Source organism: Tissierella simiarum, assembly GCF_018917865.1.
Classification (GTDB): Bacteria; Bacillota; Clostridia; order Tissierellales; family Tissierellaceae; genus Tissierella_C; species Tissierella_C simiarum.
Genome location: NZ_JAHLPM010000004.1, coordinates 30,545 through 47,904 on the forward strand (window position 1 = coordinate 30,545; position 17,360 = coordinate 47,904).

The following is a 17,360-nucleotide window of genomic DNA, read 5'->3' on the forward strand; positions in this document are numbered from 1 at the left end:
AACAAGTGAAATTTATTTTACAGGAGGATTTTTTAGATGAATAATTTTAATATAAATACAGATATTTATTTTGGACAAGGATCATTAGACAAGCTTGAAGAAATTAGAAACAAAAATGTGCTTATCGTTACAGATGAGTTTATGGTGAAGTTTGGTATTGTAGATAAAATTAGTAGTAAATTGGAAAATTGCAATATTCATATCTTTAGCGATATAAAACCAGATCCTCCTGTAGAAACCATAGCAGAAGGTATTAAAAAATTAACGAAGTCAAAACCTGAAGTAATAATTGCCATAGGTGGAGGTTCTCCTATAGATGCAGGAAAGGCAATTAAAGAATTATCTAATAAAATAGGAGATTATGGAAGTCCAGAGCTAATAGCAATTCCAACAACCAGTGGAACTGGCTCAGAGGTTACTATGTTTTCGGTTATTACCAATAGAAACAATAATAAAAAATATCCACTTGTGTCAAAAAACATGACACCACATATAGCTATACTAGATCCTGAATTGGTAGCTTCTGCCCCTCAAACTATTACTGCAGATACTGGAATGGATGTTATAACTCATGCAATAGAAGCCTATGTATCCACTAATGCTACAGATTTTACAGATGCCTTCGCAGAAAAAACACTAAAACTTTCTTTTGAATATCTACCTATAGCTTATAAACAAGGAAATTATTTAGTTGCTAGAGAGAAAATGCATAATGCTTCTTGTATGGCAGGACTAGCTTTCAATGTAGCTTCTTTAGGATTAAATCATGGAATTGCCCATGCTGTTGGAGGAAAGTTCAAGATTCCTCATGGTAGAATAAATGGGATGTTGCTTCCATTAGTAATAGAGTATAATGCGGATTTAAGCAATGGCAGTATAAATAAATACAGCGAAACAGCAAAAAAATACTATGATATAGCTAAAATATTAAATTTACCAGCACAAAATGTGAGAATAGGAGTAAACAATCTTATCCATGAGATAAATAATTTAAAAAGAATGTTAAAAATCCCTAGAACGTTAACAGAACTAGGTATATCAGAAGAGATAGTAAAGGAGTTAAAAGAAGAGTTGATAAAAACCACATTAGCTGATGTATGTACTCAGACTAATCCTAAAAAACCTACAGCACAAGATATAGATAAAATAATTGATAAATTAATATAAAACAAAAAAGCAGCTTCCACGAAGGAAGTTGTTTTTTTATAACGAATAGGAAAGTTCTACTTTTTCTTTTTCAATATAGGAACTTTCCGTCAATGAGTTTCAAGAAAATCTACCTTAATAATGCATCAATAGATGCTTTTCTTATTTTTAAAAATGATAAATTTATGCCATACAATGATAAAAAAATTACATTTAAATAGACTGTGATTCAATAATTTACATATAATAGTCAAGTGATTTTCAAAGAAATATTATAAAGTAAAATTATAAATAATTAATATTATAACTTATATTTAAGAAGCAAAGACCATTATAAATCTTTGCATTCTTAGAGGAAATTATGAAGAATTAGGAGGAATACCATGCAAAAAGAAGCTTTAGGAATGATTGAAACTAGGGGATTAGTTGGAGCAATTGAAGCGGCAGATGCCATGGTTAAGTCTGCAAATGTGCACTTAATAAGCTATGAAAAAATTGGCTCAGGTTTAGTCACAGTAATGGTAAGAGGTGATGTAGGTGCAGTAAAAGCTGCTACAGATGCAGGCGTTGCTGCAGCAGAAAAGGTAGGACAAGTAGTATCTGTTCATGTAATACCAAGGCCTCATACTGACATAGAAAAAATTTTACCGAAAGAATAATAAAATTATAATGGAGGGAGATAGTTTATGAAGGATGAATTCATAACTAAAATAATGGATGAAGTGATGAGGAAAATGGGAACAGAAGAAAATACTTGTAAAACTATTTCTGTAGAAGATGATAATAAAAAAGTGAACTCATGCAATAAAAAAGAATGTAAGGTAACAGAATTTGTAGGAACTGCTATAGGAAATACTATTGGTTTGGTAATTGCAAATGTTGACTATCAGTTACATGAATTAATGAAGATTGATAAAAAATACAAGTCAATAGGTATAGTTGGCGGTAGAACAGGTGCGGGACCTCATATATTTGCAGCAGATGAGGCTGTAAAGGCTACTAATACTGAAATATTATTAATAGAATTACCAAGAGATACTGAAGGTGGAGCAGGTCATGGATCTTTGATAATATTTGGAGCAGAAGATGTTTCAGATGCTAGAAGGGCAGTTGAGGTAACTTTAAATGAATTAGAAAGAACTTTTGGAGATGTGTACGCAACCTCTGCTGGTCATTTAGAATTCCAATATACAGCTAGAGCTAGTTATGCATTAAATAAAGCTTTTGGAGCACCTATTGGAAAATCCTTTGGAATAACAGTTGGAGGACCAGCAGCTATAGGTGTAGTTTTAGCAGATACAGCAGTAAAAGCAGCTACTGTAGATGTTGTGGGATATGCTACTCCAGGAAATGGAGGAACTAGCTATTCTAATGAGGTAATATGTACTTTCTCAGGAGATTCTGGTGCAGTAAGACAAGCTATAGTGGCAGCTAGAGATGTTGGGAAACAGTTGCTTGGAACATTGAATGATGAAGAGATAAAATCTTCTACAGTGCCTTATATATAGAAATGTATAGGGATGAAAGGAGTGTAAAATATTGAAATCTAAGAGGTTTGAAATATTAGCAAAGAGACCCGTAAATCAAGACGGCTATATTAAAGAATGGGCAGAAGTTGGATTAATAGCTATGGATAGTCCTAATGATCCTAGGCCTAGTATAAAGATAGAAAATGGGAAAATAGTAGAGTTAGATGGTAAGAAGAGAAAAGACTTTGATATGCTGGATTCTTTTATTGCAGATTATGCGATAAAAATAGATAATGCAGAGAAAGTTATGGCAATGGATTCAGTAGAATTGGCTAAAAAATTAGTAGATATAAATGTAAGTAGAAAAGAAATTCTAAACCTAACATTATCTATGACTCCTGCAAAAATAGTGGAAGTAGTTAGTAAAATGAACGTGCTAGAGATGATGATGGCTGTTACGAAGATGAGAGCTAGAAAGATACCTACTAACCAATGTCATGTTACTAATTTAAGAGACAATCCTATACAAATTGCAGCAGATGCAGCGGAAGCAGCTATAAGGGGTTTTGATGAGCAAGAAACAACTGTAGGTATAGTTAGATATGCTCCATTTAATGCTTTAGGAATATTGGTAGGTGCTCAGGTAGGAAGACCTGGAGTTCTTACTCAATGTGCAGTAGAAGAAGCTACAGAATTAAATTTAGGAATGAGGGGCTTTACTTCATATGCGGAAACTGTTTCTGTTTATGGAACAGAAGCTGTATTTATGGATGGAGATGATACTCCTTGGTCTAAAGCATTTTTAGCATCTTGTTATGCTTCTAGAGGGTTAAAGATGAGATTTACTTCTGGAACAGGTTCAGAAGTTCAAATGGGATACTCAGAAGGAAAATCCATGTTATACCTTGAAGCGAGATGCCTTTATGTAACAAAAGGAGCTGGAGTTCAGGGAACTCAAAATGGTGCAGTAAGTTGTGTGGGAGTTCCAGCAGGAGTTCCAGGTGGAATAAGAGCTATACTAGCTGAAAATCTAATTGCTATGATGTTGGATTTAGAGTGTGCTTCAAGTAATGATCAAACATTTACTCATTCAGATCTAAGAAGAGTAGCTAGAACTTTGATGCAATTAGTACCTGGAACAGATTTTATATGTTCTGGATATAGTGCTACTCCAAACTATGATAATATGTTTGCTGGCTCTAATTGGGATGCTGAAGACTATGATGATTGGAATATTATACAAAGAGATTTAAAGATAGATGGTGGCTTAGTACCAGTTACCGAAGAAGAAGTTGTTAAAGTTAGAAATAAAGCGGCAAAAGTTATTCAAGGATTATTTAGAGAGTTAGGATTACCAGAAATTACAGATGAAGAAGTTGAAGCTGCTACATATGCTAATGGAAGCAAGGATATGCCAGAGAGAAATGTAGTTGAGGATTTAAAAGCCGCTCAGGAAATAATGAACAGAGGAGTTACTGGTGTTGATATAGTTAAGGCTCTATATAGCGCTGGATTTGAGGATATTGCAGAAAGTGTACTGAACATGCTTAAAGAAAGAGTAGCTGGTGATTATCTTCATACATCTGCTATTGTAAATAAGGATTTCAGAGTTATTAGTGCTGTTAACTATCCTAATGACTATGCAGGACCTCAAACAGGATATCAAATAAGTGATGAAAAATGGGCTGAAATAAGTAACATACGCAATGCAGTAAGCCCAGAAGATTTTTAGTGGGGGTGATGAGAGTATGGCTATTGATGAAAAATTATTGAGAAATATTGTAGAAGAAGTATTGAAGGAAATGAACTTAGATAATACGATTGATTCCAATAAAAAGGAATTTATTCCAGAAGAAATATCAAATATGGAAATTAAGGAAATTGGAGATGTTAAGAAAGGGACACTTCCTAATGAAGTTGTTATAGGAGTGGCGCCAGCTTTTGGAGTACATCAGACTAAGACAATTACTGGAATTCCTCACTATAAAGTTCTAAGAGAAATTATAGCAGGTATAGAAGAAGAAGGTTTAAACTATAGGATTATAAGAGTGTATAGATCATCAGATGTTGCATTTGTTGCCCATGATTCAGCTAAATTAAGTGGTTCTGGAATTGGAATTGGAATACAATCTAAAGGTACAACAGTAATACATCAGAAAGATTTATTTCCACTTAGTAATTTAGAGTTATTTCCTCAAGCACCATTGTTAGACTTAGAGACATTTAGAGAGATAGGTAGAAATGCTGCAAAGTACGCTAAAGGAGAATCACCGAACCCTGTTCCAGTTAGAAATGATCAAATGGCTAGGCCAAAATATCAAGCAATAGCAGCTTTATTGCATATTAAAGAGACTCAATATGTAGATGGAAATAAAAAACCTCAGGAACTTAATGTAGAGTTTAAATAATATGGGAGGTGAAAAGATGGATCAAGAAAGATTATTAAAACAAATTATTGAAGAAGTTATGAAGAATATTAACAATGGAGATGATACAGCTAAAATTTCCAATGATATAAAAACTCTAGCTAACAATTCAAGTGAGATTGATGCTTCCAGCTATCCTTTAGGGGAAAAGATACCAGAAAAAATAAAAACTCCTACAGGAAAGTTACTTACGGAAATTACATTGGATAAAGTAATAAACGAAGAAATTAATTCTTCTGATATTAGAATAGCTTCAGAAACCTTAGAGATGCAGGCACAAGTAGCTGAATCTGTAAATAGGCATGCTTTTGCTAACAATTTAAGAAGAGCATCAGAGTTAATATCAGTACCTGACGATAGATTACTTGAGATATATAATGCATTGAGACCATATAGATCTTCAAAAGATGAATTATATGATATAGCAAAAGAATTAGAAGAAAAATATAATTGCAGAATTAATGCAAATTTCATAAGAGAAGCAGCAGATGTATATGAGGTGAGAGGAAGACTTAGGAAAGATTTATAAAATCCTAAGGTGGAGGTGTGTTATGGAAATAATTGCTGGTGTAGATATCGGAAATGCAAGTACGGAAGTGGCTTTAGCTAGAGCTTATGATGGTAAAGTTGAATTTTTATCTAGCAATATAGTTTCTACAACAGGGATTAAAGGCACAAAACAAAATATAAACGGATTGTTTAAGTCTATAACGGAGGCTCTAAAAAAAGCAGGGTTGACAGTGGAGGATTTAAACAAAATCGGAATAAATGAAGCAGCTCCTGTCATAGGTGATGTAGCTATGGAAACTATAACGGAAACTATAATAACAGAATCTACTATGATAGGGCACAACCCTTCTACTCCTGGAGGAGTGGGAATAGGAGTTGGAGAAACTATCAGAATTGAGAAATTAAGTGAAATTAAGGATAATAAAGATTATATAGTCGTTATTCCTCCAGAAGTGAGCTTTAATTTGGCCGCTAAGATTATAAATTTTTATCAGTCTAAAGTTAATATAAGAGGTGCCATAGTTAAAAATGATGATGGAGTTCTTATAAATAATAGATTGGATAAAAAGATTCCAATAGTAGATGAAGTTGAATTAATAGATAAAGTACCTATCGGAATGTTGTCTGCAGTAGAAGTAGCAGAAGTAGGTGGAACTGTAGAAGTTTTATCAAATCCTTATGGTATAGCTACTGTATTTAATCTTAATTCTGACGAGGCAAAACAGGTAGTTCCTATTGCTAGAGCCTTGATAGGAAATAGGTCAGCTGTTGTAATAAAAACTCCTAAAGGTGATGTGAAGGAAAGAAGAATACCAGCAGGCTGTATAGAGGTTATAAGTTTTAAAAAGAAAGCAAAGATAAATGTAGATGAAGGTGCCGAAATGATAATGTCGGCAATAAATTCTATAGATAGTATTGAAGATATCAAGGGAGAACCAGGAACTAATGCTGGAGGTATGTTAGAAAAAGTTAGACAAGTCATGTCTAATTTAACAGAACAGCATCCCAAGGCTATAAAAATTCAGGATTTACTTGCGGTAGATACTTTTATACCTCAGAAGGTAAAAGGCGGACTTGCCAATGAATTTTTCTTGGAGAATGCCGTGGGAGTTGCTGCGATGGTAAAATCTGACAAGTTGCAGATGGAAATGATAGCAAAAGAACTATCAACGAAAATAGGAGTAGAAGTAAAAGTTGGAGGAGTAGAGGCTGATATGGCTATTAAGGGGGCTCTTACAACTCCAGGAACTAATAAACCTTTAGCAATTTTAGATATGGGAGCAGGGTCTACAGATGCATCTGTAATAGATAAAAATGGAGAAATAAAATCCATTCATTTAGCAGGAGCTGGTGATATGGTAACATTGCTTATAAAAACAGAATTAGGACTTGAAGATTTAGAGTTAGCGGAAGATATAAAAAGACATCCTTTAGCAAAAGTAGAAAGCCTTTTTCACATAAGACATGAAGATGGCTCTGTAGAATTTTTTGAAAAACCATTAAAGCCAGAAATTTTTTCTAAGGTAGTTTTATTAAAAAAAGGTGGAATGATTCCCATAGAAGAAAATCTTTCTTTAGAAAAGATTATAAGTGTGAGAAGGACTTCTAAAGAGAAAGTATTTGTTACTAATGCTATAAGGGCTTTAAGGAAAGTAAGCCCTACAAACAATTTAAGAGATATAGAATTTGTAGTTATGGTGGGAGGCTCTGCTTTGGATTTTGAGATACCTCAACTAATTACAGATGCATTATCCCATTATAATGTAGTAGCAGGAAGAGCTAATATACGGGGGATAGAGGGACCTCGAAATGCAGTGGCCACAGGACTTGTATTGTCTATGGTTGAAAAGGATGAATAATATGGGTGTCCAAGTGAACTTAGAGATTAAACCAACAATAAAGGTTTATTATGAAAAAGATAGTATTAATAAAGATGAATTTAAATTTTTATTATATGGAATAGAAGAAGAAGGTATACCATATGAAGTACATTCTATGAATATAGATGATGTAACAACTTTAAGTTACAATGCTTCTAAAGATTCTAGGTTAGGAGTTGGTTTAGGGATAAATAAAGAAGAAATAGCACTTCATTATGAAAGGTTAGATAAATTATCTCCTCTATTTAGAATCAAATTACAAAGTGATAGTCATCTGCTTAGATCACTGGGAGCTAATGCTGCAAGACTTGTAAAGAGGATGTCTTTTAAGAAAATATAAATGATTTCCTGAAAAGGAGGTGCTTATATGTCCCGATTTAGCCTTGGAATAATTGAAACTTTAGGACTTGCAACTGCTATAGAAGTAGCGGATGTATGTGTTAAATCTGCAAATGTAGAGTTAATAGGATATGAATTTACAAAAGGTTCTGGTATGACTGTAGTTAAAATAGAAGGGGATGTGGGAGCTGTTAAAGCAGCAGTAGATGCAGCGACTTCTATAGATAAAGTTCTTTTTAGTAAGGTTATAGCAAGACCCAACAGAGAAATAGAAATGTTAGTTAGAAATAAAGAAACTATAGGGCTTAAATCTGTAGAAGATCGAATGGAAGATAAATCTGAAGAGGAAGATATAGTTAAAGATTTAAAAGAAATAGAAACCATAAAGGAAACTGAAGAAGAAATGGAATTAATAAAGGATAATGTAAAAAAAACATTTAAAAACTCTGATGACCAATTAGCTATAAACCAAAAAAAATATAGTTGTAATATTTGTAAGGATTCAAAGTGTACAAGGAAAAAAGGAGAACTAGTAAGTACTTGTATACATTATAAAAAGAATAAAATAAAGGAGGACTAAAGAAATGGGAGAAGCTTTAGGATTAATTGAAACAAAAGGATTAGTTGGAGCCATAGAAGCTGCTGATGCAATGACTAAATCGGCAAATGTAAACTTAATAGGGTATGAAAAAATCGGTTCAGGATTAGTGACTGTAATGGTAAGAGGAGATGTTGGTGCAGTAAAAGCTTCAGTTGATGCAGGAGCAGCAGCAGCAGAAAAAGTTGGTGAACTTATATCTAAACATATAATTCCAAGACCTCATGTTGATGTTGAGAAGATATTGCCAAAGGTAGGAAAAGCAGAATAATATTAAGGTGAGGAGAAAACATGAATACGTCTAATGAAGAATTAATATCTTTAATAACTAAATTAGTTATAGAAGAAATGAATAAAAAGGAAGAAATTCTAATTCCAATAGGTGTTTCTAATAGACATGCCCATTTAAGTAGGGAAGATTTAGATATTCTTTTTGGCACTGGATATCAATTAAATAAAGTAAAAGATTTAAAGCAACCAGGTCAATATGCAACTGATGAATTTGTAACTATTAAAGGTCCGAAAGGAGAAATAAAGAATATTCGAATCCTTGGTCCCTTAAGGAATAAAACTCAAATAGAAGTTTCTATAACGGATGGATTTCAATTAGGTATAAAACCTCCTATTAGAGAATCGGGTAATTTAGACGATTCATGTCCAATTGAGATTATAGGACCAAAGGGAAGCATTAGAAAGTCTAATGGTGTTATTGCCGCATTAAGACATATTCATATGTCACCGGGAATAGCTGAAAAATTAAACCTTAAAGATAAAGATATAGTAGATGTAGAAGTACCCGGAATAAGGAGAGGGATTTTAGGCAATGTATTGATTAGAGTATCTGATAAATATGAATTAGAAATGCATATAGATACTGACGAATCAAATGCCTATAATTTAAGAAATAATGACAAAGTAAAAATAGTTTAAATGGTGATATTTTGGATTTAAATAATTGTAACAAAATCATAAAAGAGTTTTCTCAACTAATTGAAGAAAAAAGATATAACCCTTTTGAAGGAGAACTAAAAGTGGGGGTAGACTTGGGCACCGCTAATATAGTTTTAGCTATTGTTGATTCTAACAATAGACCAATAGCCGGAGAATTATATCCATCTTCAGTGGTTAGAGATGGTATAGTAGTAGATTATATAGGAGCTACAACAATAGTAAGAGAATTGAAATTGAGATTAGAGGAGCGTTTATCTACTGAATTTAGATATGCAGCAACGGCAATACCTCCAGGAATAATAGAAGGGAATGCTAAAATAATGACCAATGTAGTAGAATCTGCAGATATGGAAGTTATAAATGTAGTAGATGAACCTACAGCAGCATCTAGCATATTAAATATAACCGATGGAGCCATAGTAGATATAGGTGGGGGAACCACAGGGATAAGTATAATAAAGAATAGTAAAGTTGTATTTACAGGAGACGAGCCTACTGGAGGAAACCATATGACTTTAGTTTTAGCTGGTTCTAACAAAATATCTGTAGAAGAAGCAGAGATATATAAAAAGGACAAAGCTAGAGAACAAGAGGTTTTTTCTATTATTAGACCTGTTGTAGAAAAAATGGCTTCTATAGTAAAAGAGCATCTTAGGAACTATGATATAAATGAGGTATATTTAGTAGGCGGAAGTACTTCCTTTACTGATTTCGAAAAGGTGTTTGAAAAAGAGTTGGATGTCAAAGTTGTTAAGCCGTGCAAGCCTTTACTAGTGACACCCTTAGGGGTAGCTATGAAATGCGTTTTTAATAGGTGATAATATGAATAAACTTGATATAAAGAAAATAGTGGAAGAAGTTCTAGTAGAATATATAGCTGAAAAAGTAATAGAAAAACTGATTGAGAGAAAGAAAAGAGCCATAGTAATATTTACTGGAGCTTCCATAGGCTTTAATCAATCAATAAAATCTTTACAATCTTTAAAAAGAGATGGATGGGACTTTGAGATAGTAATGTCAAAAGGTGCAGAACGAGCTCTTACAGTAAATTTGATAAAAGAATTGTTATCAGTAGATAATGTTATAACAGAGGACTTTAGTTTTAATATGGAAAAGCTCTTAGAGGAAAATAATTTTATAATAGTTCCTACCTTGACTGTTAAAACAACATCTAAGATTGCGAATTGTATAATAGATAATCCGACTACAAGCATAATATCTAGATTTATAATGAACGGAAGACCCGTTATAGCATCAATTAATGGATGCTGTCCAGATAATGAAGAAAGAAATAAATTTGGATTTTCACCTACAGAAAGTTACAAGATAAAGTTGAGAGAAAACATAGAGGCAATAAAAAGCTATGGAGTTAGCCTTACTATATCAGAAAACCTAGATAAGAAAACCAACGAAATGTTTTTTAGGACTTATGGAATTCCTCAATTAGGGGAGTCGAAAAAGTTGTCTATTAAGGATAACAAGGTTATAAACATAGAATCTAAGGTAATAACTAGAAGTACTATTCTAGATAATTCAATATATAATGTAATAAATTTAAGGAAAGATGTAATAATAACTGATTTAGCTAAGGAAGAAGCTGAAAAACGAAATATTAGGTTAATTAAAATGTAAGTAGGTGGTAAATTTGTATTTGGCAAAGGTAATAGGAAGTGTTGTATCTACTAGTAAGGATTCAAGGTTAGTAAGTACAAAACTCTTAATAGTTCAACGAATTACAGAAAAGTTAATACCTCAAGGAGATGTAGAAATAGCTGTAGACTCTGTGGGAGCCGGAGCTGGAGAGATAGTTATAGTTTCAAAAGGTAGTTCAGCTAGAAACATATTAGATAAACATGATGCTCCTATAGATGCTGCAATAGTAGGAATAGTAGATACTGTAGAAGTGAATATTTAGGATGTGGTTTAATGGCTAATATATATACTAAAACGGGTGATAAAGGAGATACTAGTCTATTTGGAGGAACTAGGGTTCAAAAAAATAGTTTAAGAGTAGATTGCTATGGAACGATAGATGAGGCTAATTCAACACTTGGACTAGCCTGTTCTAAAACTTCCATAAAGGATATAAAAGAAGATATAAGAAAGATTCAAGAAAAGCTATTTGTAGTAGGAGCTGAGCTAGCAAGTGACCAAAAAGGGATCCACATGCTAGAAGGAAAAATCACAGAGGAAGACATAGTTTACTTAGAAAATATAATAGATAAATGTGTGAATGTTGTGGGTAAACAGACTAAATTTATAGTTCCTGGAGTTAATGAAGCTTCATCTGCTATGCATATGGCTAGAACCATAATAAGAAGAGCCGAAAGAAGGATTATTCAACTTAGGGATCAAGATAGTGTAAGACCAGAATTATTAAAATATATAAATAGATTATCTGATGCTATATATGCTTTAGCAAGATTAGAGGAGACCTATTTCCAGATAGAAAGTATTAAGAAGAAAGCTATTGAAATTATAAGAGAAAACTTTCAGCTTGGAGAAGGAGAAAAAGATAGCATGGAATTTAATTTAGATAATATAAAGAAAATGGCAGAATTTGCTCAAGAAAAGGCAAGGGAAATGAATTTATCAATTGTATTTTCAGCAGTTGATTCTGGTGGAAATCTAATATTATTTCATAGAATGGAAGATTCTCTTCTTGCTAGTATTGATATATCTATAAATAAGGCATTTACAGCAAGTGCATTAAAAACAGCAACCCATGACCTAGTTCAGATATCTAGTCCTAATAATCCTCTATACGGAATTCAAACTACCAATAATGGAAGAATTGTAGCTATCGGGGGCGGTTTTCCATATAACTATAATGGAAAAGTTGTTGGAGGTATAGGAATCAGTGGTGGAACTGTAGAGGAAGATATGGAGGTTGGAATGTATGTCTTAGAAAGAATTAAGAAGGGAAGATCATAACATGAATATTGATGTATCTTTAGTAGAAGAAGTTGTAAGAAAAGTTATGAAAGAATTTAATGGTATAGAACAAGTAAGAACATCTGATAATTATGGGATTTTTGGTACTATGGATGAGGCCATAGATGCTGCATACTTAGCACAAAAAGAATATTTAAGATGTTCAATTTCAGATAGAGAAAGATATATAAAGGCTATTAGAGAAGTTATCTTGAAAGAAGAAAATTTAGAATATTTATCCAGACTTGCTGTGGAAGAAACTGGAATGGGAAAATATGAACATAAATATATAAAAAATAAATTAGCGGCAGAAAAAACACCAGGTACTGAAGATTTAGTAACAGAAGCAATGGCTGGTGATGATGGACTTACTTTAATTGAACTGTCTCCATTTGGAGTAATTGGATCCATAACACCTACAACAAATCCTACGGAAACTATTATAAGTAATTCTATAGGAATGTTAGCAGCTGGAAATTCTGTAGTATTTAGTCCGCATCCAAAATCTAAAAGAGTTTGTATTGATATTATAAAGATGATAAATAAGGCATTGAAAGTAGAAGGTGCTCCGAGAAATTTAGTTGTTATGGTGGAAGAACCTTCTATAGAGAATACCAATATTTTAATGAGTCATCCTAAGATAAATATGATAGTGACTACAGGAGGACCAGCAATAGTAAAAAAAGCTATGTCTACAGGTAAAAAGGCCATAGGAGCTGGGGCAGGAAACCCTCCAGTAGTAGTAGATGAAACTGCTAATATAGAAAAAGCAGCAGTAGATATAATCAATGGTTGCAGCTTTGATAACAATTTACCTTGTATAGCTGAAAAAGAAGTAATATCAGTAGATAGTATTACAGATTATTTAATTTTTAATATGAAAAAATCAGGAGCCTATGAAATACAGGATAAAGATGTATTGGACAAGTTAACCAGTCTTGTAGTTGATGAAAATGGTGCACCTAATAAGGATTTAGTAGGTAAAAGTGCAATATATATATTGAACAAAATAGGGATAGAGGCAGATAAAGATATAAAGGTAATAATCGCTGAAACAGCTAAAGAACATCCATTAGTACAACATGAATTAATGATGCCTATACTACCTATAGTAAGGGCCAACGATGTAGATGAAGCTATAAATATTGCAGTGGAAGTAGAACATGGAAATAGACATACTGCAATGATGCATTCAACTAATGTTGAAAAACTTACTAAAATGGCAAAATTAATTCAAACAACTATATTTGTTAAGAATGGTCCATCATACGCTGGAATAGGAGTAGGAGGAGAAGGATATTCCACTTTTACAATAGCAGGGCCAACAGGAGAAGGGCTTACTTCCCCTAAATCATTTGCAAGAAGAAGAAGATGTGTACTTGTAGGTGGATTTCATATAAAATAATAGAGGCTAGTATTCTCAAAAAATTTAACAGAATTAATTAGACTATCATGTGGACTAGACCCCTTCTAATAGACGTATAGATTAGCAGATTTAATCAATATTTCTATTAGGAGGGGTATTTTATGTGTAGAAAAAAGTATAGTAAAGAATTTAAAGTTCAAGTTGTTAAACAAGTTAGTGAGAAAAATAAGAAAACATTAGAATATTAAAGGATTTGCTACTATAGTTATAGCAGAAAATAATAAATACATTAAAAGTAGCAAGAAGTGATGTTTTAAAAAGCAAGTATTAACCATCAAACTTTTTTAACGTATCATAAACGCTATTTTTATTTTTTTAAGGAATATTTTAGTCATAGATTCATACAAATATATAAAGGAGGGACAGGTTATGGAAAATAAAGGAGCAAATATTTATGACACTGTATTGGAAAATATTTGTATTGATCTTAATAGACCCTTATTAAATATACCCACCAGCTATAAAGAAAAAGTTGAGGAAATAAGGATTAGAAATGGAAGCTTCTTAACCATATATAGTGGTGGAAAAGATTATTTTGTTACTAAAGAAGGAAAATTATCAACTAAACTAGAGGAGGGGATAAAGATTGAAAAAAGTCATATAAATAAGACCTTTCAATTAATTAGTAATTACTCTGTATATGCCTTTGAAGAAGAGATAAAAAATGGATTTATTACTATTAAAGGGGGACACAGAGTTGGAATTGGTGGAAAAGTAATTTATGGAAATAATGGTATTGAAACCATAAGAAATATTTCTTCTCTAAATATTAGGATTGCAAGAGAAAAAATAGGAGTTTCTAATCATATCATTAAATATCTAATAGATACTCCATTTACTATTCATAATACATTAATTATATCACCGCCACAATGTGGTAAAACCACTTTGTTAAGAGATATAGTTAGAAACTTAAGTGATGGAATTTACTTAGATAATGGTAAAGGATTTAAGATAGGTGTTGTTGACGAAAGGTCTGAAATTGCGGGAGTATATAATGGTATTCCTCAAAATGATATAGGAATTAGAACAGATGTTTTAGATGGATGTTTAAAAAGTGATGGCATAATGATGTTAATTAGATCCATGTCTCCAGAAATAATAGTTGTAGATGAAATTGGAGGTAAGAGAGATGCAGAAGCTATTCAAGAAGCATTAAAAGCTGGAATAAAATTAATTGCTACAGTTCATGGTAGTACCTTAGACGAAATAATGAGTAGAAGCAGTATGAAGGAATTATTGAATGAGAAGATTTTTAAAAGATATATATTTCTAGATAGATCAAAAGGCGTGGGTACTATAAAAGAAATCATAGATGTAGGCAAGTCTACACCTATATATTTATCCTAGAAAGAGGGATTCAAATGGCTTTAATAAAAATAGTTTCTTCAATAATAATAATCTGTTCTTGTACTTTTTTAGGCTTCTTATACGGAAAAAAGTATTCAGATAGAGTAAACCATTTAATTTATTTAGAACAGTGTATAAAAATGTTAGAAACAGAAATAGTTTATGGAGCTACACCATTGCCAGAAGCACTATATAATGTATATCTTAAGGGAAATAAAAAAATCTCCTTTATATTTGAATATATAAGAGAAGATTTAATTAGCAATAAAAGAGGGGAAGTATTAGATAGTTTTATATCCATTAAAGATGTACTAGCTACTAAACTCCAATTAAAAGATGAAGATATAGAAAACTTTATATCTTTAGGTAGAGTATTAGGTTCTTCTGATAGACAAGACCAGCAAAAAAATTTTGTTATTATATTAAATCAAATGAGAGAACTAACAAGAGAAGCTAAGATTGAAAAAGATAAAAATGAGAAGATGTTTAGGAACTTAGGGGTTTTAACGGGTCTTGCCATTGTAATCATTTTAATATAAGGGAGAGAAAAACATGAATGTAGATTTGATATTTAAAATTGCTGGAATAGGAATATTATCCGCAGTACTCCATACTGTACTAGCTAAATCTGGAAAAGAAGAGTACGCCTTTTTAGCTACTTTAGTCGGAGTAGTAATAGTACTAGGAGTGGTGATTAACTTAATAAGCAAGCTTTTTGATAATGTTAGAGTTCTTTTTAAATTGTATTAAAGGAGCACAAACTTATGGAAATATTACAAATTGTAGGAATAGGTATAGTTTCAACTGTCCTTATTGTTATACTAAAAAATACTAAGCCAGAGTTTGCTATATATATAAGTTTAGTTACAGGATTAATTATATTTTCTATGATTATTGGCAAATTAGGCTATGTAATAGAAACATTAAATACGTTATCTAGGAGAGCAAATATAGATTTCACATATTTCTCTACTATATTGAAAATTATTGGTATAGCATATGTAGCCGAATTTGGAGCTCAAATATCAAGGGATGCAGGTGAAGATTCTATTGCCATAAAAATAGAGTTAGGTGGGAAGGTAATCATTATGGTACTTGCTATACCAATTCTTCTAGCTTTAATGGATTTAATAGTTAAAATACTTCCTTAAAGGTGGATATTATGAAAAAGACCTGTATATTAATTTTAATAATTATTATTATTTTATTTTCAAATAGCTGTATTGCTGATGAAGAAAATTTATCTGAATCTATTATAGATCAGCAAATGGAATCCTTAAATATTTCGGAATTGGAAGAGTTACTTCAAGATATTATAAACACTAATGAAATATTGCCTAAAATAGATGTAAAAGATTTTTTAGGTTCATTAATAAAGGGAAAAGTATCTTTAGATGGCAAAAGCATTGGAAGAGGAGTCAGTCTATTATTTTTTAATGAAATAATAAATAACTTATCGTTAATATCAAAGATACTAATTATTACTCTAATATCCTCCTTACTTACAAATCTTCAAAATACTTTTGATAATGAGTCTATAGCTCAAATAGCTAATTATGTTACATATATATTAATAATTATGTTGGTTATTAATAGCTATTCTCAAGTAATAAGTTTAGGAAAGCAAACAACAGAAAGAATGGTTAACTTTATGCAAATTATTCTTCCAATTTTATTAACTTTGTTAACGGCTACTGGAGGTCCAAATACTAAACTATTGTTTCATCCTATTGTAATAGCTACAGTAAATATTATTGGAGCTTTGATTAAAGACTTGATTTTTCCATTAATATTTTTTTCCTTTATTATAGGTATGATAAGCAACTTATCACAACGATTGGAATTTAATAAATTATCAGAACTAAGTAGACAAGTAATAACTTTTGCCATAAGTGCTTCTTTGACAATCTTTATAGGAATAATAACAATGTATGGAATTACTTCTAAAATTGATGGCATAACCATAAGAACTGCAAAATTTGCTGTGGATAAATTTATACCTATTATAGGGAGCTTTCTATCAGATGCTGTTGAGACCGTGGTAGGATGTTCTGCCATACTTAAAAATGGCATTGGAGCTGTAGGATTGTTAACTTTATTTTTTATATGTATAGCACCAATAATTAAAATAGTAGTATTACTATTTGTATATAAACTGATTGCAGCAGTAATCCAACCAGTTGCAAGCTCTAATATTGTTGAATGCTTTAGTCAAGTTAGTAAATCTCTACTCTTAATTTTAGTAAGTGTATTATCTACCGCTACTATGTTTTTTATAACGATTACTATAATTGTTGAAGCAGGTAATGCTGCGTTAATGCTAAGGTAGGT

The 17,360-nt window shown here is 31.8% G+C and carries 21 protein-coding genes; all 21 read left to right on the top strand.

Going from position 1 to position 17,360, the window contains the following annotated elements; genetic code table 11:
• The first annotated feature begins 36 nt into the window (after nt 1–36).
• The 21 genes from KQI42_RS05880 (at nt 37) to spoIIIAE (ending at nt 17,358) form a co-directional block, all read left to right on the top strand.
• The gene (locus KQI42_RS05880) at nt 37–1,167 is read left to right on the top strand and encodes a 1-propanol dehydrogenase PduQ (protein WP_216517737.1); all 1,131 of its coding nucleotides are present in this window, start codon (nt 37–39) and stop codon (nt 1,165–1,167) included.
• 362 nt (nt 1,168–1,529) lie between these two features.
• Nucleotides 1,530–1,805 carry a propanediol utilization microcompartment protein PduA gene (gene pduA / locus KQI42_RS05885; RefSeq protein ID WP_216517739.1) on the top strand — a complete coding sequence of 92 codons (276 nt, stop codon included), beginning with the start codon at nt 1,530–1,532 and terminating at the stop codon, nt 1,803–1,805.
• Between the two features lie 27 nt (nt 1,806–1,832).
• On the top strand, nt 1,833–2,654 hold the full coding sequence (pduB, locus tag KQI42_RS05890) for a propanediol utilization microcompartment protein PduB (protein ID WP_216517741.1): 822 nt from the start codon (nt 1,833–1,835) through the stop codon (nt 2,652–2,654).
• Nucleotides 2,655–2,685: 31 nt separating this feature from the next.
• The gene (locus tag KQI42_RS05895; RefSeq protein WP_216517743.1) at nt 2,686–4,347 is read left to right on the top strand and encodes a propanediol/glycerol family dehydratase large subunit; all 1,662 of its coding nucleotides are present in this window, start codon (nt 2,686–2,688) and stop codon (nt 4,345–4,347) included.
• 16 nt (nt 4,348–4,363) lie between these two features.
• Nucleotides 4,364–5,023 (top strand): propanediol/glycerol family dehydratase medium subunit, encoded by a 660-nt coding sequence (locus KQI42_RS05900; RefSeq protein ID WP_216517745.1) that lies wholly within the window; start codon nt 4,364–4,366, stop codon nt 5,021–5,023.
• 16 nt (nt 5,024–5,039) lie between these two features.
• Nucleotides 5,040–5,570, top strand: coding sequence for a diol dehydratase small subunit (locus tag KQI42_RS05905; RefSeq protein WP_216517747.1), 531 nt, complete (start codon nt 5,040–5,042; stop codon nt 5,568–5,570).
• A gap of 22 nt (nt 5,571–5,592) precedes the next feature.
• Nucleotides 5,593–7,410, top strand: a complete 1,818-nt coding sequence (locus KQI42_RS05910; protein ID WP_216517749.1) for a diol dehydratase reactivase subunit alpha — start codon at nt 5,593–5,595, stop codon at nt 7,408–7,410.
• 1 nt (nt 7,411) lies between these two features.
• Entirely contained in the window at nt 7,412–7,771 is a 360-nt protein-coding gene (locus KQI42_RS05915) for a glycerol dehydratase reactivase beta/small subunit family protein (RefSeq protein ID WP_216517751.1), read from the top strand.
• A gap of 27 nt (nt 7,772–7,798) precedes the next feature.
• Complete coding sequence (locus tag KQI42_RS21775) at nt 7,799–8,350, top strand: BMC domain-containing protein (protein WP_216517753.1); 552 nt, start codon at nt 7,799–7,801, stop codon at nt 8,348–8,350.
• Nucleotides 8,351–8,354: 4 nt separating this feature from the next.
• Nucleotides 8,355–8,639 carry a BMC domain-containing protein gene (locus KQI42_RS05925; protein WP_216517755.1) on the top strand — a complete coding sequence of 95 codons (285 nt, stop codon included), beginning with the start codon at nt 8,355–8,357 and terminating at the stop codon, nt 8,637–8,639.
• 20 nt (nt 8,640–8,659) lie between these two features.
• A complete protein-coding gene (gene pduL / locus KQI42_RS05930; protein WP_216517757.1) occupies nt 8,660–9,298 on the top strand; it encodes a phosphate propanoyltransferase in 639 nt (212 codons plus the stop codon).
• 11 nt (nt 9,299–9,309) lie between these two features.
• Nucleotides 9,310–10,137: an ethanolamine utilization protein EutJ gene (gene eutJ / locus KQI42_RS05935; RefSeq protein ID WP_216517759.1), complete on the top strand. Its 828-nt coding sequence runs from the start codon at nt 9,310–9,312 to the stop codon at nt 10,135–10,137.
• Nucleotides 10,138–10,141: 4 nt separating this feature from the next.
• On the top strand, nt 10,142–10,951 hold the full coding sequence (locus tag KQI42_RS05940) for a flavoprotein (protein WP_216517761.1): 810 nt from the start codon (nt 10,142–10,144) through the stop codon (nt 10,949–10,951).
• A gap of 19 nt (nt 10,952–10,970) precedes the next feature.
• Complete coding sequence (locus tag KQI42_RS05945; RefSeq protein ID WP_281420321.1) at nt 10,971–11,234, top strand: EutN/CcmL family microcompartment protein; 264 nt, start codon at nt 10,971–10,973, stop codon at nt 11,232–11,234.
• A gap of 11 nt (nt 11,235–11,245) precedes the next feature.
• Entirely contained in the window at nt 11,246–12,253 is a 1,008-nt protein-coding gene (locus tag KQI42_RS05950; protein ID WP_216517765.1) for a cob(I)yrinic acid a,c-diamide adenosyltransferase, read from the top strand.
• A gap of 1 nt (nt 12,254) precedes the next feature.
• Entirely contained in the window at nt 12,255–13,658 is a 1,404-nt protein-coding gene (locus KQI42_RS05955) for an aldehyde dehydrogenase family protein (RefSeq protein ID WP_216517767.1), read from the top strand.
• Nucleotides 13,659–14,048: 390 nt separating this feature from the next.
• Nucleotides 14,049–15,029, top strand: coding sequence for a stage III sporulation protein AA (gene spoIIIAA / locus KQI42_RS05960; protein WP_216517769.1), 981 nt, complete (start codon nt 14,049–14,051; stop codon nt 15,027–15,029).
• 14 nt (nt 15,030–15,043) lie between these two features.
• Entirely contained in the window at nt 15,044–15,568 is a 525-nt protein-coding gene (locus KQI42_RS05965) for a stage III sporulation protein AB (RefSeq protein ID WP_216517771.1), read from the top strand.
• A 13-nt stretch (nt 15,569–15,581) separates the two neighbouring features.
• Nucleotides 15,582–15,779 (top strand): stage III sporulation protein AC, encoded by a 198-nt coding sequence (gene spoIIIAC, locus KQI42_RS05970; RefSeq protein WP_216517773.1) that lies wholly within the window; start codon nt 15,582–15,584, stop codon nt 15,777–15,779.
• Nucleotides 15,780–15,793: 14 nt separating this feature from the next.
• A complete protein-coding gene (spoIIIAD, locus tag KQI42_RS05975; protein WP_216517775.1) occupies nt 15,794–16,180 on the top strand; it encodes a stage III sporulation protein AD in 387 nt (128 codons plus the stop codon).
• Between the two features lie 11 nt (nt 16,181–16,191).
• Nucleotides 16,192–17,358: a stage III sporulation protein AE gene (gene spoIIIAE / locus KQI42_RS05980; protein ID WP_216517777.1), complete on the top strand. Its 1,167-nt coding sequence runs from the start codon at nt 16,192–16,194 to the stop codon at nt 17,356–17,358.
• The last annotated feature ends 2 nt before the right edge of the window (nt 17,359–17,360 follow it).